Genomic DNA, 24364 nt, shown 5'->3' with positions numbered 1-24364 from the left:
CCAGCCGACCCCCCCGCCCAGTCCTCAACGAGGAGAGCCGACCCCCCCCGCCCCCCCCCCCCCCCCCCCCCCCCCCCGGGCCTACACCAGGTCCTCGCCCCGGCCGCGGCGGCCGCGGGGCCAGCGGCGGTTGACCACGAAGGCGCCGCCCGCCAGCACGGCCAGTACGCCGCCCGCGACGCCCAGCGCGGTGCCCACACCGCCCGAGCCCTTCCCGGCCGCCGACGGGTTGTTCTCGTGCGACTGGGCCGGGGATCCGTGCGAGGAGGTGTCCGCGCTCTTCGGCGGCACCAGCTCACCCACCGGCCTGACCTTCCCGGCGGCCGCGAAGCCCCAGTCGAACAGCGCCGCGGTCTCCTCGTACACGGAGTTCGCCCCGCCCGCACCCGGGTTCATCACCGTGACCAGCAGCTTCCTGGAGCCCTGCTGGGCGGCGCCGGTGAAGGTGGAGCCCGCCATGGTGGTGTTGCCGTTCTTCACCCCGGCGATGCCCTTGTAGGGGGAGAGCCCGCCCGCGCCCGTCATCAGCCGGTTGGTGTTCTGGATCTCGAAGTACTCGCGCGGCTTGCCGGCCTCCTGCCGGCCGGGGAACTTCGCCTCGGCCGTGCCGCAGTACTCGCGGAAGTCGTGCTTCTGCAGCCCGGAGCGGGCGATGAGCGTCAGGTCGTACGCGCTCGACACCTGGTCGGGGGCGTCGTACCCGTCCGGGGACACCACGTGCGTGTCGAGGGCCTGCAGCTCCTCCGCGTGCGCCTGCATGTCCTTGACGGTCTTGTCGATGCCGCCGTTCATGGCCGAAAGCACGTGCACGGCGTCGTTCCCCGACCGCAGGAACACCCCGAGCCACAGGTCGTGGACCGAGTATTCGAGGTCCTCCTTGACGCCGACCAGGCTGCTGCCCTGGCCCACGCCGTCCATGTCCTGCTCGGTGACCTTGTGGACCTGCTCCTTGGGCAGGCTCGGCAGCACGGTGTCCGCGAAGAGCATCTTCATGGTGGAGGCCGGGGGAAGCCGCCAGTGCGCGTTGTACGCCGCCAGGACCTCGCCCGACTCGGCGTCCGCCACGATCCAGGACCGCCCGGTGAGGTTCGTCGGCAGGGCGGGCGCGCCGGGCAGCAGGTTCACCTGGGTCCCCGGCTGGCCGAGCAGGGATCCGCCGACCGTGGACATCGACGCGGGCGGCGCGGGCGCCTGCGGGGCTTTGGCGGGCCCGCCCTTGCCGTCGGCCGGCGGGGTCGGCGCGGCGTGGGCGGGAGCCACCAACAGGGAGGGCACCAGCAACGCGGCGGAAAGGACCGTCAGCGCGGTCGTCTTGGCAGACACGCAGGTGAAAGTACCTCCCGATGAGTTGTCCGGCGCCGCGGACCGGCCATTTCGGTGCAACCACCCCCGGGACAGCCCACCCCGGCGCGTCCGTCCTGGGGACGAATCCGATACTGAAGGCATGAAACTCAGCCGTGCCGCCTCCTGGTTCCTGCTCGCCTTCGGAGTGTGGAGCTGGTTCATCTGGGTGTCTTTCGTCCGGAACCTGTGGAAGAACGGCAGTGGCCAGGCCTTCGATGCGGCGGGCGATCCCACGACCTTCTTCTGGGTGCACCTGACGCTCGCGGTGACGTCCTTTCTCCTGGGGACGGCGGTCGGTGTGATCGGGTTGCGCGGGGTCCGGGCCCTGCGGCGCGCATCACGCACGGGCGCGGACACGGGCGCCGGCACGGACGCGGGTGCCTCGGCATGACGATCCTCGTCTTCGCGCTCGTCGCGCTCGCGGTCTGCGCCTTGCTGGTGCTGGTGCACCGCTGGCTCTGGATCCGGCTGGTCCGCGACACCACGGCGCCCGGCGCCCGCACCCGCCGCGTCGGCACGGCTCTGACCATCGCCCTGCCCCTCCTCTCTGTGGCCGCCCTGACCACGGGCCGTGCCGGCGCCCCCTTCTGGCTGCAGCAGACGGTGGCCTGGCCGGGATACCTCTGGCTCGCGGTGCTCCTGTACCTGACCCTGACGATGCTGGTCGCGGAGCCGATCCGCGCGCTGTTGCTCCGCCGTCTGGCCCACCGGGTCCCCTCCGGGGCGGTCGCCGGAACTCCCGCGCCGCAGAGCGTTCCCCGGGCCGCCGCTCCCGAGGCCGCCCCGGAGCCCGCGCCCGAGCCGGCCCCGGCGGCCCCGGCGCCCGTCGTGACCGCCACCGCCGAGCCGGCCCCCGAGCCCGCCGTCATGGCCCTGGAGCTGACGCGTCGCCGGTTCGTCGCGCGGGCGGTCGGCGGGGCGGCCGCCGCCGTGGCCGTCGGTACCGTCGCCGCCGGAGCCCACGGGGTCCTGCGCGGGCCGAGCGTCCGGCGGGTGCAGGTCCCGCTGGCGAAACTGCCGCGCGCGGCCCACGGTTTCCGCATCGCCGTCGTCAGCGACGTCCACCTGGGCCCGGTGCTCGGCCGCGCCCACACCCAGCGCATCGTCGACACCGTCAACCGCACCCAGCCCGACCTCATCGCGATCGTCGGCGACCTCGTCGACGGCAGCGTCCCCGACCTCGGGCCCGCCGCCGAGCCGCTGCGCCGGCTCAGCGCCCGCCACGGCTCGTACTTCGTGACCGGGAACCACGAGTACTTCTCCGGGGCGCAGCAGTGGATCGACCACGTCCGCGAACTCGGCCTGACCCCGCTGGAGAACGCCCGCCGCGCCCTGCCCCACTTCGACCTCGCCGGCGTCAACGACATCCAGGGGGAACTGGAGGGGAAGGGCCCCGACTTCCAGGCGGCCCTCGGCGACCGGGACCGGTCGCGGGCGGCCGTACTCCTCGCCCACCAGCCCGTGGTCATCCACGACGCCGTCCGCCACGGCGTCGACCTCCAGCTCTCCGGCCACACCCACGGCGGCCAGCTCTGGCCCGGCAATTACCTCGCCGAGCTCGCCAACCCCACCGTCGCCGGGCTGGAGCGGTACGGGGACACCCAGCTTTACGTGTCCCGAGGAGCCGGCGCCTGGGGGCCTCCGGTCCGGGTGGGCGCGCCGTCCGACATCACGGTCGTGGAACTCGCCTCATATCAGGCCTGACCCGCCCCGACCGGCCCTGGGACGGCACCGGGGTCTGGCGCCTGTGGGAACTCGACCGGCTCGGAGCGCGGGGTCCCGGTCCTACGCGGGGTCCGGCTTCGGGTCCGGGTCCGACGCCTTGCGCCGGGCCCCCGCCGTGGCCGTCTGCGCCATGCCGGGCAGGAAGTCCGCGAAGAGTTCGTGCACTTCCCGCACCAGCGGCCGCAGCACCCGGAACCGGGCCAGGACGATGCCCCGCGTCGTCAGCTGCGCGCCGCGCTCGGCGAGCCGCCGCGTCTTCTCGCTGTTCGGGGAGCGGTCGAAGACCCAGTAGAGGACCAGGCCCATCTGCGAGAGCCACATGAGCTCGGGCAGTACGTCGGCCAGCTCGGCCGGCACCTTGGTCTTCGCGCCCGCCAGCACCTCGCGGTGGATGTCGATCGCGGCCTGCCGCGCCGTCTCGGATTCCGGTGAGAACGGGCTGAGCGGACTCTCGGGGTCGGCCGCGTTCTTGAAGAACTGCGAGGCGAACTCGTGGTACGGAGCCGCGATGTCCATCCAGCTGGTCAGTACGCCCGCGAGCCGCTTCTGCAGATCGGTCTCGTTGTCCAGAATGGGCCGGACCGCCGCCTGGTGTGCGGCGCCGATCCGGTCGTAGAAGCCCTGGACCAGGTGTTCCTTCGATTCGAAGTAGTAGTAGGCGTTGCCGACCGAGACACCGGCCTCCTTCGCGATACCCCGCATCGTCGTCTTGTCGAAGCCGCGCTCCTGGAAGAGACGGAGCGCGGTTTCGAGGATGAGCGTGCGGGTCTGCTCGCTCTTGGGAGCCTTCTGATCAGTCACGGTGGATGAGCCTATCGGGGGACGGAACACTGGTCGTCACAGGCCGGTCCCTCCACGCCTTCGGGCGCTCCCTCGGTCCGTACCGCCTGCCGCCAGGCGGAGGCGGTGTACATGGCCGCCCGGGCGAAGGGCCGGCCGGCCGCGGTGGCCAGCCAGTTGGCCTTCGGCCGGTGTTCCGCCAGCGCCCACAGGCACACGATGAAGGCGTCGGTCCCGGTCCACACCTGCCCCGAGTCCCCGATCACGGTGATCTCCCTCAGCGTCGACGCGTGGTCGAGCCGCGGGTACCGGCGGTGCGCCTCCCATGAGGCCGCGGGGACCAGGGCGAGCGGGACCAGCCGGCGCTGCGCGAGCAGCCAGTGCCGGATGTGGACGCAGAGCGGGCAGTTCGCGTCGTAGAGGACGGTCAGTTTCCGTACCGCTGGGGTGGGGGCCACGGCTCAGGCCCCGGTCGGCACGGTCCACCCCTGGGGGGCGACGGGCGGAGTCTGCTGGCGCTCCATGACGCCCCGGCGGCGCATCTTGTTCAGCACCCACACGTTCCCGAGGTGCATGACCCCGAGGACCAGCAGGACGACGCCGAGCTTGACCGAGAGGGCCTCGAAGAGGCTGCGCGCGGTGTCGATCTCCTCGCTCGACCTCAGGTAGAGCGTCACGAAGCCGATGTTCACCAGGTAGAAGCCGACCACGAGGAGTTGGTTGACGGCGTCCGCGAGCTTCTCGTTCCCCTGGAGGACGTCGCCGATGAAGACCCGGCCGTTGCGGCTGAGCGTGCGGGCCACCCAGACGGTGAGACCGATGCTGACCAGCAGGTAGATGACGTACGTGACCACGGTGAGGTCCATGGACCCAGCCCCCTTGAACGCGTTCAACTGCTTACGTCGTTGACTGTAGGGCCTTTTTTGAACAAGTTCAAGCGAATCGTTCGAGGGTTCTCGGACTGGGCCGGACGGCCCCATCGCCTCACCCGGACGTGGCGACGCCCGGCGACAGCCGGAACCACGATGCGTTACACATAGCCACCGAGAGTAACCGTCACCTGCATTCGAAAGTGAGGCGGCCCATGTCGGTCGAGACAGCCCCAGGCCCCCGGACCGGAACGGCGCAGCGGCAGCACGAACAGGAACAGCTCAGCCTGAGTACGGCGGCGGCGCGCAACCTCGCGACGACGACCAAGTCCGAACCGCAGATGCAGGGCATCAGCTCCCGCTGGCTCCTGCGGAAACTGCCCTGGGTGCACACGCCCGGCGGCGTCTACCGGGTGAACCGGCGGCTCTCGTACACGCTCGGCGACGGCCGCGTCGCCTTCGTCAAGAACGGCTCCAAGGTCCATGTCATCCCGGCCGAGCTGACCGAGCTGCCGCTGCTGCGCGGCTTCGACGACCCGCTCGCGCTCGGCGCCCTGGCCGAGAAGTTCGTGCAGAAGGAGTACCAGCCCGGCCAGGTCATCGTGCACTCGGGGAAGAAGGCCGACCACGTCTTCCTCATCGCCCACGGCAAGGTCGAGAAGATCTGTGCGGGCAAGTACGGGGACGAGAACGTCGTCGGCCGCCTCGGCGACGGCGACACCTTCGGCGGCCACACCCTGGCCCGCGCCAAGGGCACCACCTGGGAGTTCACCGCCCGCGCGGCGACCGCCGTCACGATCCTCGCGCTCCCGGAGACGGCGTACCGGGCGGTCGCCGACCAGTACGCCCACTTGCGCGCGCACGTCGCGGGCCTGAACGGCGGCCGCAACGGCTTCCGCACCAACCGGGCCGGCGAGAAGGCCATCGAACTGAGCGCCGGCCACCACGGAGAGCACGCACTGCCCGGCGCCTTCGCCGACTACGAGCTCAAGCCGCGCGAGTACGAGCTGAGCGTGGCCCAGACCGTGCTGAGGGTGCACACCCGGGTCGCCGACCTCTACAACCAGCCGATGAACCAGACCCACCAGCAGCTGCGGCTCACCGTCCAGGAGCTGCGGGAGCGGCAGGAGCACGAGCTCGTCAACGACCCGGAGTTCGGGCTGCTGCACAACGCCGACTTCGACCAGCGCATCCAGACCCACTGCGGCCCGCCGACCCCGGACGACCTCGACGACCTGCTCTCCATGCGGCGCGGCACCCAGTACCTGTTCGCCCACCCGAAGGCGATCGCGGCCTTCGGCAAGGAGTGCAACAAGCGCGGCATCGGTCTCGGCGGCGTCGAGGTCGACGGCCACCACATCCCCGCCTGGCGGGGGGTGCCGATCCTGCCCTGCGGGAAGATCCCGCTCACCGAGCAGCACACCTCCTCGATCATCGCGGTGCGCACCGGCGAGGACAACGAGGGAGTGATCGGCCTCTACCAGACCGGCCTGCCGGACGAGTACGAGCCGGGGCTCAACGTCCGCTTCATGGGCATCGACGAGCGCGCGATCATCTCGTACCTCGTCACCGCCTACTACTCGGCGGCCGTCCTGGTCCCGGACGCCGTCGGCGTCCTGGAGAACGTCGAGGTCCGTCCGCGCGCGTGAGGGCGGGGGCGCCCGCCGGCCGGGGCCCCGCCCGCGCCCCGCTCCGCCCCCGTCAGAAGCTCAGCGAGCGGGCGTAGTTCACCTGGGACATCACCCACTGGTAGGAGCCCGCGTTCGTCGCCGGGATCATCGTGGAGTGGTGGCGGCCGCCGCTGGTCACCGTGACCTGGATGTAGCCGGTGGTGGTCTTCTCCTTCATCAGGAGGAAGAGCAGGCCGAGCAGGCAGAAGATGAAGAAGACGATCGCGAGCACGACCGCGTGGGCCGGGATCTTCTCCTCGGTGCGCGAGAAGTCGGTCGCGTTCCACATCGCGCCCTTGAGCGGCATCGAGCCGGACGGGGTGATGATCTGGTCCCCGGCGATGGTGATGTCGCCGAGGGACAGGCCGGCGCCGCCGGCCGGGGCGGCGGCGGGGTAGCCGGGGGCCGGCAGGCCCGCGCCGCCGATGGTCGGCTGGTAGGCCGGGGCCGCCGGGTAGGGCTGCGGATAGCCGTAACTGGCCTCGCCCGGACCCCACTTGTAGTCGCCCTGACCGGGAGTGCCGGGCTGACCGCCCTGGTTGGTGGGGTCGTTCGCGTACGGATTCGGCTGCTGCTCGCTCATGTGGCCGATCCTTCCACAACGACCCCCCTCCCCGTACGCCGGTCAGAGAGCTGCCTCCACGATGCCGGTGACGTGCCCGATCGCCTCGTCCTCGGTCGCGGCGGGGCCCCGCAGGAAGGAGTACGTGACGACGCGGCGGCCGTCCGCGGTGCCGAAGACCCCGCTGGAGCACTGGGCCGTGCTGCCGGTCTTGCCCCACACCCCGGTCCCGTCCGCCGGCTTGTGGAAGGCCAACCCGCCCGCGCCGCCTCGGGGAACGACGAGGGCCCCGCCTCCCCGGAAAAGATCCGGAGGGGCGGGGCCCCGGAGTCCACCGGCCTCAGCTGAGGCCGACGGACGGAGTCCGCGTCGAAAAGGCTAGAAGCGGCGCGTGATGAGGGCGCGCTTGACTTCCTGGATGGCCTTCGTGACCTCGATGCCACGCGGGCACGCGTCGGTGCAGTTGAAGGTCGTGCGGCAGCGCCACACGCCGTCCTTGTCGTTCAGGATCTCCAGCCGCTGCTCGCCGGCCTCGTCACGCGAGTCGAAGATGAAGCGGTGCGCGTTGACGATCGCCGCCGGGCCGAAGTACTGGCCGTCGTTCCAGAACACCGGGCACGAGGACGTGCACGCGGCGCACAGGATGCACTTCGTGGTGTCGTCGAAGCGCTCGCGGTCCTCGGCGGACTGCAGGCGCTCACGCGTCGGCTCGTTGCCCTTGGTGACCAGGAACGGCATGACGTCGCGGTACGCCTGGAAGAAGGGCTCCATGTCGACCACGAGGTCCTTCATCACCGTGAGGCCCTTGATGGCCTCGACGGTGATCGGCTTCTCCGGGTTGATGTCCTTGATCAGCGTCTTGCAGGCGAGCCTGTTCTTGCCGTTGATCCGCATCGCGTCGGAGCCGCAGATGCCGTGCGCGCACGAGCGGCGGAAGGTCAGCGTGCCGTCGAGGTCCCACTTGATCTTGTGGAGACCGTCGAGCACGCGCTCCTTCGGGTCGATCTCGACCTGGAAGTCCTGCCAGGTCGACTCCTCCGAGATCTCCGGGTTGAAGCGGCGGATCCGGAAGGTGACCGTGATGAAGGGGGAAGCCGCGGCCGCGGCCTCCATCTCGTCCGTCTTGGACAGGGTGGGGGTACCCATCAGTACTTACGCTCCATCGGCTGGTAGCGGGTGACGACGACGGGCTTGTAGTCCAGCCGGACGGAGTCCTTGCCGTTGTCGCCGACCTCGCGGTACGCCATGGTGTGGCGCATGAAGTTGACGTCGTCGCGGTTCGGGTAGTCCTCGCGGTAGTGACCGCCGCGGGACTCCTTGCGCGCCAGCGCGGACACGGCCATGACCTCGGCCAGGTCGAGCAGGTTGCCCAGCTCGATGGCCTCCAGCAGGTCCGTGTTGAAGCGCTTGCCCTTGTCCTGGACGGACACGTTCTTGTAGCGCTCGCGCAGCTCCGCGATCTTCTCGACCGCGGTCTTGATGGTCTGCTCCGTACGGAACACCATCACGCACGCGTCCATCGTCTCCTGGAGCTCCAGACGCAGTTCGGCGACCCGCTCGTTGCCCGTGGAGTTGCGCAGGTGCTCGACGAGGTCGACGACCTGCTGCGCCGGGTTCTCGGGGAGCTCGACGTAGTCGTTCTCCTGCGAGTACTTGGCCGCGGCGATGCCGGAGCGCTTGCCGAAGACGTTGATGTCCAGCAGCGAGTTGGTGCCCAGGCGGTTCGCGCCGTGCACCGACACGCACGCGACCTCGCCGGCCGCGTACAGGCCGGGGACGACGGTGGTGTTGTCGCTGAGGACCTCACCCTCGACGTTGGTCGGGATGCCGCCCATGGCGTAGTGCGCGGTGGGCTGGATCGGGATCGGGTCCGTGTACGGCTCGATGCCCAGGTAGGTGCGCGCGAACTCGGTGATGTCCGGGAGCTTCGCGTCGAGCTGCTCCGGCGGCAGGTGCGTCAGGTCCAGGTACACGTGGTCACCGGCCGGACCGCAGCCGCGGCCCTCGCGGATCTCGGTGTAGATGGAGCGCGAGACGACGTCACGGGACGCGAGGTCCTTCATGACCGGCGCGTACTTCTCCATGAAGCGCTCGCCGTCCTTGTTGCGGAGGATGCCGCCCTCACCGCGGGCGCCCTCCGTCAGCAGGATGCCCATGCGCCAGATGCCCGTCGGGTGGAACTGGAAGAACTCCATGTCCTCCAGCGGCAGGCCGCGGCGGTAGCAGGCCGCCTGGCCGTCACCCGTGAGGGTGTGCGCGTTGGAGGTCACCTTGAAGAACTTGCCGGTGCCGCCGGAGGCGTAGATGACGGCCTTGGCCTGGAACACGTGGATCTCGCCGGTGGCGAGCTCGTACGCGACCACACCGGCCGACTTCTTGACGCCGTCCTCCTCGACCAGGAGCTGGTCCAGGACGTAGAACTCGTTGAAGAACTCCACGCCCTCCTTGACGCAGTTCTGGTACAGCGTCTGGAGGATCATGTGACCGGTGCGGTCCGCGGCGTAGCAGGACCGGCGGACCGGGGCCTCGCCGTGGTTGCGCGAGTGGCCGCCGAAGCGGCGCTGGTCGATGGTGCCGTCCGGGGTGCGGTTGAACGGCAGGCCCATCTTCTCCAGGTCGAGGACCGCGTCGATGGCTTCCTTCGCCAGGATCTCGGCGGCGTCCTGGTCGACCAGGTAGTCACCGCCCTTGACCGTGTCGAAGGTGTGCCACTCCCAGTTGTCCTCTTCCACGTTGGCCAGCGCGGCGGCCATGCCGCCCTGCGCGGCGCCCGTGTGGGAGCGGGTGGGGTAGAGCTTCGTCAGCACCGCGGTGCGGCTGCGCTTCGTCGACTCGATGGCGGCGCGCATGCCCGCGCCACCTGCGCCGACGATGACGGTGTCGTACTTGTGGATCTTCATTGGTTTCGCCTCAGCCCCGTTGCCTAGCGGATGTTCGGGTCGAAGGTGAAGATCACCAGCGTGCCCAGAAGGATGGTGAACACCGTGGCGGTGTAGAGCAGGCCCTTCAGCCACAGCCGCGTGTTGGCGCGCTCCGCGTAGTCGTTGATGACGGTACGCAGACCGTTGGCGCCGTGCAGCATGGCCAGCCACAGCATCAGCAGGTCCCAGACCTGCCAGAACGGGGAAGCCCACCGGCCCGCCACGAAGGCGAAGCCGATCTTGGAGACGCCGCCGTCGAGCACCAGCTGGATCAGGAGGTGCCCGATGACCAGGACGACGAGCACGATGCCCGAGAGGCGCATGAAGAGCCACGCGACCATCTCGAAGTTGCCGCGGGTCGAGCGCGGGGTCTTGCCCGTGCGCTTGCGCGGGGCCTCGATGTACGGCGCCGGGTTGTCGACGTCGTAGAGCGAGACGCCGGTCACGGAGCCGCCGTCGCCGGCGCCCTTGGTCATGTCGACGGAAGAAGTGTCAGAAGACATGCGTGTCACTTCCCGAACAGTTCAAGGTAGGCGTGGCCCAGTACGGGGTACAGGGCCCCGACCATCAGCACGATCCAGATGCCCACGACGGTCCAGAGCATCTGCTTCTGGTAGCGGGGGCCCTTGGACCAGAAGTCCACGGCGATGACACGGAGACCGTTGAGCGCGTGGAACAGGATGGCGGCGACGAGGCCGTACTCCAGCAGCGCGACGATCGGAGTCTTGTAGGTAGCCACCACGTCGTCGTACGCCTCGGGGGAGACGCGGACGAGTGCGGTGTCGAGGACGTGTACGAACAGGAAGAAGAAAATGAGGACGCCGGTGACTCGATGAGCCACCCAGGACCACATTCCTTCCCGGCCGCGGTACAACGTTCCAGCCGGCACGGAAAACCCTCCGGAAGCGGGGCGGGGGCCAGCCGGCTTCTTTGTCGGTCGGGCCCGGCCGGGTACGGTCCTCCGGCCCCGGACATCGTAGCGACGCTTTGTCGGTTCCCTTGCGCGGGGGCCATCGGTGTGATCAAACAGGCACGTACGGACTATCCCACAGGGGCGAATAGCCCGATTTCCGTGGCAGTCGGCCCATCCGCCGAGGTCAGCCAGCGTGTCAGATCCCAGAGCCGGTCCTGGGCGACGCGGCGCAGCTCGTCCGCGGAGATCGAGCGCTCCTCGTCCACCTCGTGCGTCATCCTGCGGCGGATCGCGCCCAGCAGCTGGTCCGCCTGCTCCTCCGGCGGGTGGCCGGCGAGGCAGATCACGAAGGCGTGGCCGAACTTCCGTTCGTACTCCGCGTGCGCCGCGTCGAGGGCCAGCAGGGCGGCGTACGGTGCTCCGTGGCCCAGCTCCGCCGAGCACTCCGCGGCCAGCGCCTCGGTCAGGTCGGCCTGCGAAAGGTCGTACGAGGCCTCGTCCGCGGCGGCGAGCAGGGCGTCCGGGTCCGGGTAGGGGCGGTGGGTGGCCATCCGGTGCGCCCAGCGCCGGCTCCCGCAGCACTGCAGCAGGACGGCGTGGGCGGCCTCGGGGGACAGGGCGTTGAACCGCGCCAGTCCGGAGCCGTGGGAAGGATCGGGGCAGCCGCGGGCCTGTGCCGGAAGGTGGCTGGACAGCGGGGGGCTCCTCGGGGCGCGGCGCGGGTGTACCGCCACGCTAGCGACGGGAGGCAGGGTGTGTCGTACCCATCTGGGGATTTCACCCGGAAGTGAGCCGAAAGGATGACGTGAGCGCCACAGCCGGGCCCGGGAAGTCGTCCGGGAGGGGGAGGGCGACCGAGGCCGCCACCCCCCACAGGAGAGGCCCCGGCCGCCATCCGTCACGGGCTCGTGCGACAAGCCCGTATCCCTGTCAGCGCCCCGAGTGCGTTTTGTGTCACACCTCGCTCCGCACAGGGTTGGTTGCACGTTGTATCGCTCGTGGACGGGAGGTACTTGAAAGCCGTAACGTGCTGATTTGCGCCACAGGTACAGGACAGTGAACGGGTTGGGGACTTTGCTGGGGGACGACGCGGAGCTGACCGCCGCGGTGCTCGCGGCACAGGACGGCGACGAGAACGCGTTCCGTGCTGTGTACCGCGCCGTGCACCCACGCCTGCTCGGTTACGTACGCACGCTCGTCGGAGACGGCGACGCGGAGGACGTGACCTCCGAGGCCTGGCTGCAGATCGCCCGCGACCTCGACTCCTTCACCGGCGACGCCGACCGCTTCCGCGGCTGGGCCGCCCGCATCGCCCGCAACCGGGCCCTCGACCACATCCGCATGCGCGGCCGCCGTCCCGCCATAGGCGGCGACGACACCGAGCTGACCGCGTGGGCCGCCGACTGCGACACCGCGGGCGCGGCGATGGAGTCCCTCTCCACCGGCCGGACCATGGCGCTCATCGCCCGGCTCCCGCAGGACCAGGCCGAGGCCGTCGTCCTGCGGGTGGTGGTCGGGCTCGACGCCAAGAGCGCGGCCGAGACCCTCGGCAAGCGCCCCGGCGCCGTACGCACCGCGGCGCACCGGGGTCTGAAGAAGCTGGCCGAGCTGCTCGGCGAAGGGGGCGCGGACGGAGGCTTCGGGCCGGACCCGGACACCGGCGCGGAGCCGGGCGCGGCGGTCGGCCATAATGCCGGTGGCCAGCCGTGGGACGGCGGGGGCGGGAGGGATCTCGACGCCGTGCCCGCGCAACGTGGCCGAGGTGGGGGCTTCGTAGAACAAACCGGTGTGACGCATTCACGTTGGCGGACGCAGAAGGACATGTGATGGCCGACGAGCGCAACAGGTGGCTGGACCAGGCCGCGGCGGACAGACTGCTGCGCGGCGAACCGGCGGAACCTGTGGGGCGGGCCGGCGCCGAGCCGCGTGCCCGCATCGAGGCCGCGCGACTGCGCGCCGCGCTGGACGCCCTGGAAGCCCTGGGCGCGGGCGGCGAGCTGCCGCGCGCGGGCACGGAACTGCCCGGCGAGGCCGCGGCCGTGGCCGCCTTCCGCACGGCGCGTGCCGCGGGCCGCTCCGCGGACCCGTCGGACCGCACCGCGGCGGCCGGATCCGGCGAGCCCGTGGTCGATCTCGGCCGTCTCGTCCCCTCCTTCGCCCCCGCGCCCCGGCGCGCCCGGACGGTGAGTTTCGGCCTGGCGGCCGCTCTGGCGAGCGTCGCCGTCGGCGGCCTCGCCGCGGCGGCGGGCGCCGGGCTGCTGGACCGCGACCGGCACGACACGGCGGGCCCCGGACCGGCGATGTCCGTCAGCGCCGGTGAGAACGCGGAGCCGGGCATCGGCAGCGGAGCCCCGACGCTCACCCCGAAGCTGCTGCCCACCCCGCTGCCGAACGGCTCGAATTCGACGGTCACCCCGGGGCCCACGCAGTCCCCGGGCCCGGACGGACGCACGGTGCCCGGCACCGGCACCGGCGCGGACACCTCGTCGGGCCTCTCGGGCACCGGCGGCGCGGGCAAGGACCCCGAGAGCGGCCGGAGCACCGCGGGCGGCACGGGCGACAACGACCCGGACCGGGACACCTTCGGCAACGGGGACACCGGCAAGGACCGTGAGGGGCGCGAGCGGGAGACCCTGCTCAAGGCGCTGGACCTCTGCCAGGACTACCGGTCGGGACGTCTCGACGACGACCGTCGGGAGCGGCTGTCCCGTCTGGCCGACGGGCTCACCCGGATACCCGACTACTGCAAGTCGGTGCTGGACGGGGACTCCGGCGGCAAGCGCCGCGACACCCCGCTGGGGGACGGGACGCTCGAGGCCCCGACCCTGGCCCCGGCGCTTCCGCGGGGTTCGACGGGCCTGCGCACCGGTCTCTGACACGTGTGCTGACCCGCCTGTAACACTTTTCGAACCGGCGACGCAGTACATATCGAGCCGACTGGTCATCGGCCGCGCATGAGCCGGGGTTCCCCCCGTACCCCTGGGCTCTGCGCAACCGGCGCGGGCGGGGCACGTTCCCCCGGCCCTGCCCGCGCCCTTTACCCCGACCCCGGCGGCCGGCCCACGGCCTCCCAACGACAAGGCCTTCGACCGGATCCCGGTCGAAGGCCTTCTGTGTGGGCGTGTGGGGCCGCGCGCATCACCAGTAGACGACGACCTTGTCGCCCACGTTCACCTGGCCGAAGAGGGACGACAGCTTGCCCTTGTCGCGGACGTTCACGCAGCCGTGCGAGGCGCCGTTGTAGCCGCGGGCCGCGAAGTCGGCCGAGTAGTGCACGGCCTGGCCGCCGCTGAAGAACATCGAGTACGGCATGGCCGTGTGGTAGAGGGTGGACGTCCACTCCTTCTCCTTGCGGTCCACCTTGAAGACGCCCTCACGGGTCGGGGTGTTCTCCGAACCGAAGCGCACGTCCATGGTCGACATGACCTTGCCGTCGATCATCCAGGCGAGGGTGCGGCTCTCCTTGCTGATGCACATGACCCGGCCCTCCATGCAGCGCGGGTCCGGCGCGTCGACCTCGTTGACGGTCGGCGGGCGCAGCTCGTCGGCGGTGGGCTTCTTGCTGGCGCTCTGGATCTTCTTCCAGGTGGCCTCGTCGACCGAACCGGTGGCGGTCAGACCGTTCTTCGACTGGAAGGACTTGACCGCGGCCGTGGTCTTCGAGCCGTAGAAACCGGTGGGTGCCACCGACATCAGCTTGAGCTGCCGCAGGCGTGCCTGGAGCTCGCGCACCTGGTCGGTGTCGTCGCCGTTGGCCATGACCTGCTTCACCGTGGGCGAAGGAGAGGCGGACGGGGAGGCCGACGCGGAAGCCGACGGCGACGGCGAGGCCTCGCCGGGCTTGTTGTCGGTGGTCGGAGAGGCTTCGGGAGTGGCGCCCGCCGTGGGCGAGGACGGAGCCGAGGGAGTGGAGCCGGCGGACTCCGACTTCTGCGGCCCGCAGGCGGTCGCGGTGAGCGCGACGGCGGCGGCCACCCCGATCGTGCGGATTATCAATCTCTGGCGCTGCATTGCAGTCCCCCGGTTTCTACGTCGTGTATCTAGGTGATGCCTGGCGCGCGCGGAGAGTTGCACTGGGCCACGGGATGTTGCGCCATTGTGACCAGCAGCCGTCCGCGGCCTTACGAAGCGATGTGCGGGCAAGGTTTTATCAGCCTCGGGCCCGGTAGCTCTACGGAGGTCTTCGTCACATGGCACACACCGAGAGCGGAATCCCGATCGAACCCGTCTACGGGCCCGGCGACCTGACGGGGTGGGACCCCGCGGCCGCTCTGGGCGAACCAGGCGATTTCCCCTACACCAGGGGGATTTATCCGAACATGTACACCGGGCGTCCGTGGACGATGCGGCAGTACGCCGGTTTCGGCACGGCCGCCGAGTCCAACGCCCGCTACCGGCAGCTCATCGCGGGCGGCGGCACCGGACTGTCCGTCGCCTTCGACCTGCCGACCCAGATGGGGCACGACTCCGACGCCCCGCTCGCGCACGGCGAGGTCGGCAAGGTCGGCGTCGCCGTCGACTCGCTCGACGACATGCGGACGCTGTTCGACGGGATCCCGCTCGACCGCGTCTCCACCTCGATGACCATCAACGCGCCGGCCGCGCTGCTCCTGCTGCTCTACCAACTGGTCGCGGAGGAACAGGGCATTACGGGCGCGCGGCTGACGGGCACGGTCCAGAACGACGTCCTGAAGGAGTACATCGCGCGGGGCACGTACATCTTCCCGCCCGAGCCCTCGCTCCGGCTGACGGCCGACACCTTCCGATACTGCCGGGCCGAGATCCCCAAGTGGAACACCATCTCCATCTCCGGCTACCACATGGCCGAAGCGGGGGCCTCGCCCGCGCAGGAGGTGGCCTTCACCCTCGCCGACGGCATCGCCTACGTCCGTACGGCCCTGGCCGCCGGCATGGCGGTCGACGAGTTCGCGCCCCGGCTCTCCTTCTTCTTCGTCTCCCGCACCACCCTCCTGGAGGAGGTCGCGAAGTTCCGCGCGGCCCGGCGGATCTGGGCCCGCGTCATGCGAGAGGAGTTCGGGGCGCGGGATCCGAAGTCGCTGATGCTGCGCTTCCACACCCAGACGGCCGGGGTCCAGCTGACCGCGCAGCAGCCCGAACTGAACCTCGTACGGGTGGCCGTGCAGGCGCTGGCCGCCGTCCTCGGCGGCACCCAGTCCCTGCACACCAACTCCTTCGACGAGGCCATCGCGCTGCCGACCGAGAAGTCCGCCCGCCTGGCGCTGCGCACCCAGCAGGTCCTCGCGTACGAGACGGACGTGCCGCACACCGTGGACCCCTTCGCCGGGTCGTACGCCGTGGAGCGGATGACGGACGAGCTGGAGGCGGCCGCGCTCGCGCTGATGCGGCGCGTCGAGGACCAGGGCGGAGCGGTGGCCGCGATCGAGAACGGCTTCCAGAAGGGGGAGATCGAGCGCAACGCCTACCGCATCGCGCAGGAGACCGAGGGCGGGGAGCGGGTGGTGGTCGGCGTCAACCGTTTCGCGCTGGAACGGGAGGAGCCGTACGAGCCGCTGCGCGTGGACCCGGCCATCGAGGCGCGGCAGTGCGCGGCCCTGGCGCGGCTGCGGGCGGAGCGCGACGCGGCGGCGGTGACGGCGGCGCTCGGGGCCCTGCGGGAGGCGGCCGCGGGAACGGAGAACGTGCTGTACCCGATGAAGGAGGCGCTGCGGGCGCGGGCCACGGTGGGGGAGGTGTGCGGGGCGCTGAGGGAGGTGTGGGGGACGTACGAGCCGACGGATTCCACATGGTGACCGTGCGCGTGGAAAGAGGCCACTGGACTGTCAGGTGTGTCCTCATGCGACACTCCTGCACATGCTGGGTGTCACCGATCTGCCGACGTACCTCGCCGGCCTCGTACTGATCATTCTTCTGCCGGGTCCGAACTCGCTGTACGTGCTCTCCGTCGCCGCCCGGCGCGGGGTGCGCACCGGATACAAGGCCGCCGCCGGAGTGTTCACCGGCGACGCCGTGCTGATGCTGCTGACCGCCGTGGGCGCCGGGGCGCTGCTGCGGGCGAGCCCCGTCGTGTTCACCGTGGTGAAGTTCCTCGGCGCCGGGTACCTGGCCTGGCTGGCCGTGGGGATGATGCGCGGCGCCTGGGCGCTGTGGCGCACGCGCCGGGAGCGGGACGAGGCCCGGGCCGCCGCCCCCGCCGAGGCGGGCGAGGCCGAGCGGCCCTACCGGCGGGCGCTGCTGATCAGCCTCCTCAACCCGAAGGCCATCCTCTTCCTGATGTCCTTCTTCGTGCAGTTCGTGGACCCGTCCTACGCCTACCCGGCGCTGTCGTTCCTGGTCCTCGGCGGCCTGCTGCAGACCGGCAGCCTCGTGTACCTGACGCTGCTGATCTTCGGCGGTACCCGGCTCTCGGAGGCCTTCCGTCGGCGCAAGAGGCTGTCGGCCGGGGCCACCTCGGCGGCCGGCGTGCTCTTCCTCGGCTTCGCGGCCAAGCTCGCCGTCAGCTGAGGGCGCGGCGCACCCAGCCGAGCCGCCGCACGGCCCGGCGCACCGCGCGGCTGCGCGGCAGGAACGAGAGCTGCGCCGGGATGCCACCCGGCAGGCCCAGGGAGGTCAGCCGGCGCCGGGTGAAGTACCGCCACGTGCGCGTGTCCAGGTGCTGGGCCAGGTAGGCCTCGGCCGCCGGCCGCCGCGCGGCCAGGATCTGCGGCTGCATGGTGAACCCGACGGCGGTCAGCAGCGCCGCCGGCTCCGCCCGGACCTGCTCGGGGGTCGGGGGCGTCCAGGTGCGCACGGCCTCCGCGTCGGCGAGGTCCGGGAGCAGGGCGTCCACCAGGGCCAGCGGGACCCGGTTGCTGTTCGGGTACGGCGTCAGGCTGGCCAGGACCCCTTCCGTGCCGGTCCGGGCCACCGGGAGCCCGTACAGCGTGGCCGCGGTCAGCAGGCCGGTGGAGAAACAGCCGACGACCAGCGCCGGACGCAGCCGCTGGTAGAGGGTCTCGGCCAGCACCGGCGCGGCGATCACGGTCAGCCGGGCGCCGAGCCGCTCGGCCTCCTCCTCGGCCCGGCGGGAGTACGCGGCCGGGGCGCCGGGGTGCGGTTTGAACACCAGCTCGCGGTGGCCCAGGGCGTGCGCGCCCCGGACCATCGACACGTGGAGCTCCTCCTCCTCGGCCAGGGTCATCAGGTCGAGCGCCGAGAGGTACTGGCCCAGGAGCAGCGCCGGGGGCTCCGCCCCGGGCGTCTCGGCGGCGCCCGCGGTGGACCCTGCGGCCCCGGGGGCCCCGGCCGCTTCGGTAGCCTCGGCCGCGTCGGTGGCCTCGGCGAGCTCGGCGAGAACCTTGAGGAAGGACTCCGTCGGCACCAGCTCCTCCCGCGCCCCGAACTCCGTCAGCAGCAGCGGCCTCAGCCCCGGCACCAGGTCCAGGTGGAGCACCCGCCGCACCCGCATCCCGAGCTGCGGGTCGAGCCGGAAGCGGGTGGGTCCGTAGCTCATCAGCCCGTCGGCGTAGACGTCGACCGCCGCGCCCGGGAAGAGCCGGCACAGGGTCTGGGCCGGCGGCACCTGCAGGGACTCCACGACCAGTTCGACACGGTCCTCGCCGAGGCCCCACAGGGAGCGCAGCTGCCGCTCCCAGATCGGGACGTCCTCCGCGCGCGGGGCCCAGGTGCTCGGGTGCTGCGGCTCGATGACCCGGTTCCAGTCGAGCACCTCGTCGAAGCGGGTGCGCAGGGCGGCGAAGCCCGGCATGTCCGCGACCCCGGGGGTGACCTCGGCGGTGACGGCGTGGTTGCTGGTCAGCAGGATCCGGCGGCCGGCGGGCGGGAACGCGCCCGCGTCGATGCCCGCCGCGAGCGTGGCCGCGCCGTAGAGGGTGGAGGCCAGGAAGATCTGGGTGGGCATCAGGCGGCCGCTCCCGACGGGGTGCGGCGGCTGCCGCGCACGCGCCGCAGCAGGGTGGAGCGTTCGATGTCCATCGAGTCCAGGACCTGGTCCAATACCTCCTGGGGCATGCGGCCGAGCGCGGCCGCGCTCATCGAACGGAGTTTCTTGGCCACGGCCGGTTCGAACCTTTCGATGGATCCGAAATGGTGCGCGATAATCGCGCAATACGTTCGGACGGCTTTCGGGAGCAGTAGACCGGATTCCCGGTCCGCGGCGACATCCGCAAGCACTTGATCAAATGCCCGGATGAAATCGAGCTGCCGTTCGTCCCCGATCTGGGTCAGGGACGTGGAAACCCCGCGCCGGTAGAAGATCCCGGGCAGGCCCACCGCGGCGAAGGACTCCGCCTCCCGGTGCAGCCGCCAGATCCACGGCCGGTCCTCGGCCGTCCGCAGCCCGTCGGTGAAGTGCAGGGTCCCGCGCTCCAGCAGCCGTCGGTGGTACATGCCGGCCCAGGCGTACGGGTAGTCCACCGAGGTGGCCCGGTCGGCGGGCAGGATCGCGGTGCGCGGATCGGCGACGACCGACTGCGGGCCGTAGGGGACGCGCTGCACGCTCCGCGTCCTGCCCGTGCACCGCACATGGTCGGTGCGGACGAAATCGCAGTTCAGCGTCTCTATGGCGGCCAGTGTGCGGGCCAGGTGGCCGGGGGCCAGCCAGTCGTCCCCGTCCAGGAAGGTGAGGTACTCGCCGCTGGCCGCGTCCAGGCCGGTGTTCCGCGCGGTGGCCAGACCGCCGTTCCGCTCGTGTCTGAGGTGCACCGCCCCGGGCAGCTCGCGCGCCGCCCGCTCCAGCAGGCCGGGCGTCCCGTCCGTCGAGCAGTCGTCGACGAGCAGGAACTCGAAATCCTCCCGGGCGTTGAGTTCGAGACTCTTGAGGGCATCCGGTGCGTATGTCTGCACGTTGTAGAACGGCACGACAACAGAGAGCTTGGGCACCCGCGAGACATTAGGGCGCCGCCTGTCATTCACTGTGGCCCGGATGCGGATTCCACGTGAACGGCGCGGGGCGGGCGAGTTAACCCGTGCGCTTTCGCATTTCGTCGACGCGTTGTTAACCCGCTGTTGTGCGTTCGTTGGGCCGATCACCGAAATTGCGGAATAGCTTCTGCCGCGTGCCAGAACGCAAACGCGTCGCCGTACTCGCCGATTCCGATACGCGATGGAAATGGGGCGCACTCACCGCCCGCCGTCTCGTCCCCGACCACCAGCTCACCGGATACCTGCTGCGCGGCCGCGCCACACCCACCGCGCGCCAGCTCGGTGAGGTGGGGGTGCGGGCCGAGAGGCTGTCCGAGGTGACCTGCGCGGAGTTCCTCGCCGAGATCGAGCGGGAGCACTACGACGTGGTCGTCCTCGCCCTCGTCGGCGGAGCCGTCCAGGCCGTCCTGCACGGGGCCCGCGCCCTGTGGCCGAAGCCGGCGAAGCGGCCCGTCTTCGTCACCGGATACGTGGGCGTCGTGTACGAGAAGCTCGCCGACGGGCTGCTGCTGCGGCACGGGGCCGACCTCGTCCTCGCCAACTCCCGCCACGATGCGGAGCGTTTCCGCGCCGTGTACGAGGGGGTCGGCGCGGACGCCGGAGCCGTCACCGAGACCGCGCTGCCCTTCCTCGGCGGGGCGCCGTACGAGCCGGCCGGGAGCAGGGCCCACACCGTGGTCTTCGCCGTCCAGCCCTCCGTGCCCGACAGTCGCGCCGACCGCGCCTACCTGCTGGAACGGGCCGCCGCGCACGCACGGCTGCACCCCGACCGGGAAGTGCTGATCAAGCTGCGCAGCAAGCCCGGGGAGCACACCACGCACCTGGAGGAGCAGCCGTACCAGCGGCTCGCGGAGAAGATCCCCGGCGGCCTGCCCGCCAACTGCCGCCTGGTCTACGGGAACATGGGCGAGGTGCTGGACGGCACCGACCTGCTGGTCACCGTCTCCTCCACCGCCGCCCTGGAATCCCTGCACCGTTCCATCCCGACGGCGATCCTCACCGACCTCGGCATCCGCGAGGCCCTCGGCAACCACCACTTCCTGGGCTCCGGCTGCCTGGCCTCCTGGGACCAGCTCGACTCCGGGCTCCTCCCGGAAGGGGACCCGCTCTGGCTCGCCTCCCAGGGCGTACGCCCCCCGGAGCCGGGCACGACCACGCCGACCACGCCCGCGCCGACCACGTCCGCGCCGGGCACGTCCGCGCCGGGCACGTCCGCGCCGGGCACGTCCGCGCCGGGCACGTCCGCGCCGGGCACGTCCGCGCCGGGCACGTCCGCGCCGGGTGCAACCGCGCCGCGTTTCTCCGCCGAGCCCGCCGCAGGCGTACCGCACGATGCGTACGCCCTCGCCCGGGCGAAGGCCGCCGGGCTGGTGGCCGCGACCCGGTTGCCCGCCCTCGCGCCGTACTACACGCTCACCACCGCCCCCCGGTACCTGCCCGGGATCCTCGCCCGGCACCACCTCGCCCCCGACGGCACCCCGCTGCCCGGCGCGGTGCGCCCGACCGCGGGGGAGTCCCGGCTGCGCCGCCGGCTGCGCGCCCACCTGCGCGAGGCCGCCCGCGGCGCCTACCGGCACGGCGTGCAGCGCGTCGCCCCGGTGATCCGCAGGCTGGGGGAGCTGTGAGCCCCCGCGTCCTCGCCGTGATCCCGGCACGCGGCGGCTCCAAGGGAGTCCCGGGCAAGAACCTCGCCGAGGTCGCCGGCATCCCGCTCGTCGCCCGCGCCGTCCGCGCCTGCCGCTCCGCCCCGACCGTCACCGACGTGGTGGTCTCCACGGACTCCGACGCGATCGCCGCGGCCGCCCGCGCCGCCGGTGCCGACGTGATCGTCCGCCCGACCGCGATCTCCGGCGACACCGCGAGCAGCGAGGCCGCCCTCCTGCACGCGCTCGCCGCCTTCGAGGAACTGCACTCCGTCAGCGTGGACGTGGTCCTCCTCGTCCAGTGCACGAGCCCGTTCCTGACCACCTCCGACGTCGAGTCGGTGGCCGTGGCCGTCGCCTCCGGGGCGGCCGACTCGGCCCTGACGGTGGCCCCCTTCCACGGTTTCCTCTGGCGGTCCGGGGCCGACGGCTCCGGCGCCGGGGTCAACCACGACCAGGCGTACCGGCCCCGGCGCCAGGACCGGCCGCAGGACCTGCTGGAGACCGGCGCCGCCTACGCGATGGACGCCGACGGCTTCCGCGCCGCCCGCCACCGCTTCTTCGGCCGCACCCTGCCCGTCGCCACCGACCCCTCCCGGGTCCTGGAGATCGACGACCCGCACGACCTGGAACGCGCCCGCCTGCTCGCACCCCTGCTCGACCCGCACCCCGCACCGCATCCGCACCCCGAGCCACACCTCGACCCGCAGCCCACACCCCGCACACCCCGCACACCCCCGCACCGAAGGACGCCCCCTGCCATGACCTCCACCCCGGACCCCCGCCTCCGCACCTTCGGAGCGCGCACCGCGGGCCCCGGCCGCCCCGTCTACGTCGTCGGCGAGATCGGCATCAACCACAACGGCGACCTCGGCAACGCCTTCGCCCTCATCGACGCCGCCGCCGAAGCCGGCTGCGACGCCGTGAAGTTCCAGAAGCGCACCCCGGAGATCTGCACCCCGCGCGACCAGTGGGACATCGAACGCGACACCCCCTGGGGCCGGATGACCTACATCGACTACCGCCACAAGGTCGAGTTCGGCGAGGACGAGTACCGCGCCATCGACGAGCACTGCGCCAAGCGCGGCATCGACTGGTTCGCCTCCCCGTGGGACACCGAGGCCGTCGCCTTCCTGGAGAAGTTCGACGTCCCCGCCCACAAGGTGGCCTCCGCCTCCCTCACCGACGACGAGCTGCTGCGCGCCCTGCGCGCCACCGGCCGCACCGTCGTGCTGTCCACCGGGATGTCCACCCCGCAGCAGATCCGCCACGCGGTGGAGGTGCTCGGCAGCGCCAACATCCTTCTCTGTCACGCCACTTCCACCTACCCGGCCAAGGCCGAGGAGCTCAACCTGCGGGTCATCGACACCCTGCGGGACGAGTACCCCAACGTCCCGATCGGCTACTCCGGCCACGAGACGGGCCTGCAGACCACCCTCGCCGCCGTCGCCCTTGGCGCCACCTTCGTCGAGCGGCACATCACCCTCGACCGCGCGATGTGGGGCTCCGACCAGGCAGCCTCCGTCGAGCCCGGCGGCCTGACCCGCCTGGTCCGCGACATCCGCACCATCGAGACCGCCCTCGGCGACGGGGTCAAGCGGGTCTACGAGTCCGAGCTCGGCCCCATGAAGAAGCTCCGCCGCTTCCAGGGCGAGCCGGCAACCGTCTGATCCGGTCCTGCGCGTACGAGTTCCGCCCCCCGACAAGGAGTACGTGGTGACCCCCTCCGCCTCCACCCTGGCGTTCGTCGAGAGCCCGGTCCAACTCCTCAACGTGCTGGAGTGGGCGTACGCGCGCAGCGCCCCGGAGGGCCCAGGCCCGCAGCAGCCGCAGCTGGACGGGGTCCCGCGCCAGCGCGGACCCCGCTCCGGCGGGGCGGAACCCGGCCCGGACCGGGCCCGGGCGCAGGGGGACGGCGGGGCCGTACCGGCCGCCGCACCCGCTCCGGCGGGCACGGGGTCACCCCTGAGGATCGTCGTCCTGCCGCCCACCGACCCCATGTCCCGGGGCCAGCTGCGCCGGATGGCCGCGCTCGCGCGGGACGAGGGGTACGAGGTGTGCTGGCAGGAGGCGCGCGGCAGCCGGTTCGCGCCGCTGAAGGCGCTCGCCGCGCTGGCGCGCGACGTCCGCGCGGCGCGCACGGTCGTCATCGGCGACCCCTTCTCGCGCTACGTGCAGCTGCTGCTCACCCTCGTGCGCGCCGAAGAGCTCGTCGTGGTCGACGACGGCACCGCCACCATGGAGTTCGTCGCCCAGACCGCCCGCGGCGAACGCCTCGTACGCTGGCACCGGGTCGGCGGCGGGGGACTGCCCGGCCGGGTCCGCGAGCTGGCGTACGCACCCGTCTCCGCGACCGCGCGCCGCCGCTTCACCCCCGCCCGGGGCCGCGGCCACCGCGTCGAGGTGTTCAGCTCGATGCCCGTCACCGCCCACGGCTCCATGACCCTGCGGGTCAACGACTTCGCCTGGACCCGGGCCCGCTTCGGCCCGCCCCGCCTGACCAAGGGCACCGACCTCGTCGGCACCTCCCTGGTGGAGACCGGTGTGGTGGACCCGGCCCGCTACCTGGAGGCGGTGCGCGCCCTCACCCTGGAGCACGGCGCCACCCGCTACTTCGCGCACCGCCGCGAGTCCCCGGAGAAGCTGCGCGCGCTGAGCCAGGCGACCGGGCTGGAGATCGTGCGCCCGGACCTGCCGCTGGAGCTGATCGCGCGGCGCGGTCCCGTCGGCCGGACGATCGTCAGCTTTCCGTCCACCGTCGTCCACACACTGCCGTACGCCCTGACCGGTACCGGTGTGACCGTCGCCGTATGCGATGTGGACCCCGCCTGGCTCACCGGCTCCGCGTCCGCGCGCGCCCGCAGCTTCCTGGCCGGGGTCACCGACACCGCCCGTGATGTGCGCAGACTCCCCGCCCAGGCGGCTCCTACGGCCGGATGAGCGCGCGAGTTTACCCCCAGGGGGACCCTGTCATGCGCCAGAGGCCGTGTTTCTTTCCCCTAACGGCATGAACTTTTGTGGATCCCCGGCCAGTTG

At 71.7% G+C, this 24364-nt stretch carries 24 protein-coding genes and 1 pseudogene; 11 read left to right on the top strand and 14 right to left on the bottom strand.

The window, feature by feature from the left end; translation table 11 throughout:
- Positions 1-81 precede the first annotated feature (81 nt).
- Positions 82-1323: a D-alanyl-D-alanine carboxypeptidase family protein gene (locus tag ACZ4VT_RS29380; RefSeq protein ID WP_467954135.1), complete on the bottom strand. Its 1242-nt coding sequence runs from the start codon at positions 1321-1323 to the stop codon at positions 82-84.
- 121 nt (positions 1324-1444) lie between these two features.
- Here ACZ4VT_RS29380 and ACZ4VT_RS29375 point away from each other — a divergent pair, with 121 nt between their 5' ends.
- Together ACZ4VT_RS29375 and ACZ4VT_RS29370 are read left to right on the top strand one after the other, a co-directional pair.
- On the top strand, positions 1445-1735 hold the full coding sequence (locus ACZ4VT_RS29375) for an SCO4848 family membrane protein (protein WP_467954133.1): 291 nt from the start codon (positions 1445-1447) through the stop codon (positions 1733-1735).
- Positions 1732-3048 carry a metallophosphoesterase gene (locus ACZ4VT_RS29370; RefSeq protein ID WP_467954132.1) on the top strand — a complete coding sequence of 439 codons (1317 nt, stop codon included), beginning with the start codon at positions 1732-1734 and terminating at the stop codon, positions 3046-3048. The genes ACZ4VT_RS29375 and ACZ4VT_RS29370 overlap by 4 nt, the downstream gene beginning before the upstream one ends.
- An 81-nt stretch (positions 3049-3129) precedes the next feature.
- On the opposite strand, the gene ACZ4VT_RS29365 is transcribed toward ACZ4VT_RS29370, so the two are convergent.
- From ACZ4VT_RS29365 to ACZ4VT_RS29355, 3 genes are read right to left on the bottom strand one after another with little or no spacing between them, the layout of a single operon-like run.
- Positions 3130-3870 carry a TetR family transcriptional regulator gene (locus ACZ4VT_RS29365; RefSeq protein ID WP_467954130.1) on the bottom strand — a complete coding sequence of 247 codons (741 nt, stop codon included), beginning with the start codon at positions 3868-3870 and terminating at the stop codon, positions 3130-3132.
- 11 nt (positions 3871-3881) lie between these two features.
- Positions 3882-4307 (bottom strand): thiol-disulfide oxidoreductase DCC family protein, encoded by a 426-nt coding sequence (locus ACZ4VT_RS29360; protein WP_467954128.1) that lies wholly within the window; start codon positions 4305-4307, stop codon positions 3882-3884.
- 3 nt (positions 4308-4310) lie between these two features.
- Complete coding sequence (locus ACZ4VT_RS29355) at positions 4311-4715, bottom strand: hypothetical protein (RefSeq protein WP_467954126.1); 405 nt, start codon at positions 4713-4715, stop codon at positions 4311-4313.
- 218 nt (positions 4716-4933) lie between these two features.
- On the opposite strand from ACZ4VT_RS29355, the gene ACZ4VT_RS29350 reads away from it, so the two are divergent.
- Positions 4934-6367, top strand: coding sequence for a family 2B encapsulin nanocompartment shell protein (locus ACZ4VT_RS29350; protein ID WP_467954124.1), 1434 nt, complete (start codon positions 4934-4936; stop codon positions 6365-6367).
- Between the two features lie 52 nt (positions 6368-6419).
- Here the strand turns inward: ACZ4VT_RS29350 and ACZ4VT_RS29345 are convergent, their stop codons facing one another.
- The 7 genes from ACZ4VT_RS29345 to ACZ4VT_RS29315 all read right to left on the bottom strand — a co-directional run bounded on the left by ACZ4VT_RS29345 (position 6420) and on the right by ACZ4VT_RS29315 (position 11518).
- Positions 6420-6971 carry a hypothetical protein gene (locus ACZ4VT_RS29345; protein WP_467954122.1) on the bottom strand — a complete coding sequence of 184 codons (552 nt, stop codon included), beginning with the start codon at positions 6969-6971 and terminating at the stop codon, positions 6420-6422.
- Between the two features lie 42 nt (positions 6972-7013).
- On the bottom strand, positions 7014-7205 hold the full coding sequence (locus ACZ4VT_RS29340; protein WP_467954120.1) for a hypothetical protein: 192 nt from the start codon (positions 7203-7205) through the stop codon (positions 7014-7016).
- Positions 7206-7328: 123 nt separating this feature from the next.
- The gene (locus ACZ4VT_RS29335; protein ID WP_362800495.1) at positions 7329-8096 is read right to left on the bottom strand and encodes a succinate dehydrogenase iron-sulfur subunit; all 768 of its coding nucleotides are present in this window, start codon (positions 8094-8096) and stop codon (positions 7329-7331) included.
- Positions 8096-9850, bottom strand: a complete 1755-nt coding sequence (sdhA, locus tag ACZ4VT_RS29330) for a succinate dehydrogenase flavoprotein subunit (protein WP_362852057.1) — start codon at positions 9848-9850, stop codon at positions 8096-8098. The genes ACZ4VT_RS29335 and sdhA overlap by 1 nt, the downstream gene beginning before the upstream one ends.
- A 23-nt stretch (positions 9851-9873) precedes the next feature.
- Positions 9874-10374 (bottom strand): succinate dehydrogenase hydrophobic membrane anchor subunit, encoded by a 501-nt coding sequence (locus ACZ4VT_RS29325; protein WP_362800489.1) that lies wholly within the window; start codon positions 10372-10374, stop codon positions 9874-9876.
- Between the two features lie 5 nt (positions 10375-10379).
- Positions 10380-10760, bottom strand: coding sequence for a succinate dehydrogenase, cytochrome b556 subunit (gene sdhC / locus ACZ4VT_RS29320; protein WP_078892868.1), 381 nt, complete (start codon positions 10758-10760; stop codon positions 10380-10382).
- A gap of 152 nt (positions 10761-10912) precedes the next feature.
- Complete coding sequence (locus ACZ4VT_RS29315) at positions 10913-11518, bottom strand: 2-oxo-4-hydroxy-4-carboxy-5-ureidoimidazoline decarboxylase (RefSeq protein WP_467954117.1); 606 nt, start codon at positions 11516-11518, stop codon at positions 10913-10915.
- A 340-nt stretch (positions 11519-11858) separates the two neighbouring features.
- Here ACZ4VT_RS29315 and ACZ4VT_RS29310 point away from each other — a divergent pair, with 340 nt between their 5' ends.
- Both ACZ4VT_RS29310 and ACZ4VT_RS29305 read left to right on the top strand, forming a co-directional pair.
- The gene (locus tag ACZ4VT_RS29310) at positions 11859-12611 is read left to right on the top strand and encodes an RNA polymerase sigma factor (RefSeq protein ID WP_467954181.1); all 753 of its coding nucleotides are present in this window, start codon (positions 11859-11861) and stop codon (positions 12609-12611) included.
- Positions 12611-13660, top strand: coding sequence for a hypothetical protein (locus tag ACZ4VT_RS29305; protein ID WP_467954115.1), 1050 nt, complete (start codon positions 12611-12613; stop codon positions 13658-13660). The genes ACZ4VT_RS29310 and ACZ4VT_RS29305 overlap by 1 nt, the downstream gene beginning before the upstream one ends.
- 262 nt (positions 13661-13922) lie before the next feature.
- Here ACZ4VT_RS29305 and ACZ4VT_RS29300 read toward each other — a convergent pair whose 3' ends face one another.
- The gene (locus ACZ4VT_RS29300; RefSeq protein WP_467954113.1) at positions 13923-14795 is read right to left on the bottom strand and encodes a L,D-transpeptidase family protein; all 873 of its coding nucleotides are present in this window, start codon (positions 14793-14795) and stop codon (positions 13923-13925) included.
- A gap of 179 nt (positions 14796-14974) precedes the next feature.
- Between ACZ4VT_RS29300 and ACZ4VT_RS29295 the strand changes: the two genes are divergently transcribed.
- The gene (locus ACZ4VT_RS29295) at positions 14975-16555 is read left to right on the top strand and encodes an acyl-CoA mutase large subunit family protein (RefSeq protein WP_467954111.1); all 1581 of its coding nucleotides are present in this window, start codon (positions 14975-14977) and stop codon (positions 16553-16555) included.
- A gap of 61 nt (positions 16556-16616) precedes the next feature.
- Positions 16617-17267 carry a leucine efflux protein LeuE gene (gene leuE / locus ACZ4VT_RS29290; protein ID WP_467954109.1) on the top strand — a complete coding sequence of 217 codons (651 nt, stop codon included), beginning with the start codon at positions 16617-16619 and terminating at the stop codon, positions 17265-17267.
- Here leuE and ACZ4VT_RS29285 read toward each other — a convergent pair.
- Together ACZ4VT_RS29285 and ACZ4VT_RS29280 are read right to left on the bottom strand one after the other, a co-directional pair.
- Positions 17260-18663, bottom strand: a complete 1404-nt coding sequence (locus ACZ4VT_RS29285) for a polysialyltransferase family glycosyltransferase (protein ID WP_467954107.1) — start codon at positions 18661-18663, stop codon at positions 17260-17262. The genes leuE and ACZ4VT_RS29285 overlap by 8 nt on opposite strands.
- The gene (locus ACZ4VT_RS29280) at positions 18663-19643 is read right to left on the bottom strand and encodes a glycosyltransferase family 2 protein (protein ID WP_467954105.1); all 981 of its coding nucleotides are present in this window, start codon (positions 19641-19643) and stop codon (positions 18663-18665) included. Before ACZ4VT_RS29280 ends, ACZ4VT_RS29285 begins: the two co-directional genes overlap by 1 nt.
- A 176-nt stretch (positions 19644-19819) precedes the next feature.
- Here ACZ4VT_RS29280 and ACZ4VT_RS29275 point away from each other — a divergent pair, with 176 nt between their 5' ends.
- The 4 genes and pseudogenes from ACZ4VT_RS29275 (at position 19820) to ACZ4VT_RS29260 (ending at position 24268) form a co-directional block, all read left to right on the top strand.
- Positions 19820-21310, top strand: coding sequence for a DUF6716 putative glycosyltransferase (locus ACZ4VT_RS29275; RefSeq protein WP_467954103.1), 1491 nt, complete (start codon positions 19820-19822; stop codon positions 21308-21310).
- Positions 21307-21678 (top strand): annotated as a pseudogene (locus ACZ4VT_RS29270) (cytidylyltransferase domain-containing protein); the annotation flags it as partial. The gene ACZ4VT_RS29275 and the pseudogene ACZ4VT_RS29270, both read left to right, overlap by 4 nt.
- Before the next feature lie 411 nt (positions 21679-22089).
- Positions 22090-22998 (top strand): N-acetylneuraminate synthase family protein, encoded by a 909-nt coding sequence (locus tag ACZ4VT_RS29265; protein ID WP_467954179.1) that lies wholly within the window; start codon positions 22090-22092, stop codon positions 22996-22998.
- A gap of 46 nt (positions 22999-23044) precedes the next feature.
- Positions 23045-24268, top strand: coding sequence for a hypothetical protein (locus ACZ4VT_RS29260; RefSeq protein WP_467954101.1), 1224 nt, complete (start codon positions 23045-23047; stop codon positions 24266-24268).
- Positions 24269-24364: the final 96 nt, after the last annotated feature.

The sequence above is a fragment of the Streptomyces sp. NPDC029164 genome (assembly GCF_055563995.1).
The sequence above is the reverse complement of the archived record's forward strand: the minus strand, read 5'-3'. Positions and strand labels throughout refer to the sequence as shown.

What these genes read in the sequence shown, in the direction of transcription:
- ACZ4VT_RS29305 (WP_467954115.1), top strand. Translation starts at nt 12,611, where the DNA reads ATGGCCGACGAGCGCAACAGGTGGCTGGACCAGGCCGCGGCGGACAGA.
- sdhA (WP_362852057.1), bottom strand. Translation starts at nt 9,850, where the DNA reads ATGAAGATCCACAAGTACGACACCGTCATCGTCGGCGCAGGTGGCGCG.
- ACZ4VT_RS29265 (WP_467954179.1), top strand. Translation starts at nt 22,090, where the DNA reads ATGACCTCCACCCCGGACCCCCGCCTCCGCACCTTCGGAGCGCGCACC.
- ACZ4VT_RS29295 (WP_467954111.1), top strand. Translation starts at nt 14,975, where the DNA reads ATGGCACACACCGAGAGCGGAATCCCGATCGAACCCGTCTACGGGCCC.
- leuE (WP_467954109.1), top strand. Translation starts at nt 16,617, where the DNA reads ATGCTGGGTGTCACCGATCTGCCGACGTACCTCGCCGGCCTCGTACTG.
- ACZ4VT_RS29325 (WP_362800489.1), bottom strand. Translation starts at nt 10,374, where the DNA reads ATGTCTTCTGACACTTCTTCCGTCGACATGACCAAGGGCGCCGGCGAC.
- ACZ4VT_RS29375 (WP_467954133.1), top strand. Translation starts at nt 1,445, where the DNA reads ATGAAACTCAGCCGTGCCGCCTCCTGGTTCCTGCTCGCCTTCGGAGTG.
- ACZ4VT_RS29335 (WP_362800495.1), bottom strand. Translation starts at nt 8,096, where the DNA reads ATGGGTACCCCCACCCTGTCCAAGACGGACGAGATGGAGGCCGCGGCC.
- ACZ4VT_RS29300 (WP_467954113.1), bottom strand. Translation starts at nt 14,795, where the DNA reads ATGCAGCGCCAGAGATTGATAATCCGCACGATCGGGGTGGCCGCCGCC.
- ACZ4VT_RS29345 (WP_467954122.1), bottom strand. Translation starts at nt 6,971, where the DNA reads ATGAGCGAGCAGCAGCCGAATCCGTACGCGAACGACCCCACCAACCAG.
- ACZ4VT_RS29370 (WP_467954132.1), top strand. Translation starts at nt 1,732, where the DNA reads ATGACGATCCTCGTCTTCGCGCTCGTCGCGCTCGCGGTCTGCGCCTTG.
- ACZ4VT_RS29350 (WP_467954124.1), top strand. Translation starts at nt 4,934, where the DNA reads ATGTCGGTCGAGACAGCCCCAGGCCCCCGGACCGGAACGGCGCAGCGG.
- ACZ4VT_RS29355 (WP_467954126.1), bottom strand. Translation starts at nt 4,715, where the DNA reads ATGGACCTCACCGTGGTCACGTACGTCATCTACCTGCTGGTCAGCATC.
- ACZ4VT_RS29285 (WP_467954107.1), bottom strand. Translation starts at nt 18,663, where the DNA reads ATGCCCACCCAGATCTTCCTGGCCTCCACCCTCTACGGCGCGGCCACG.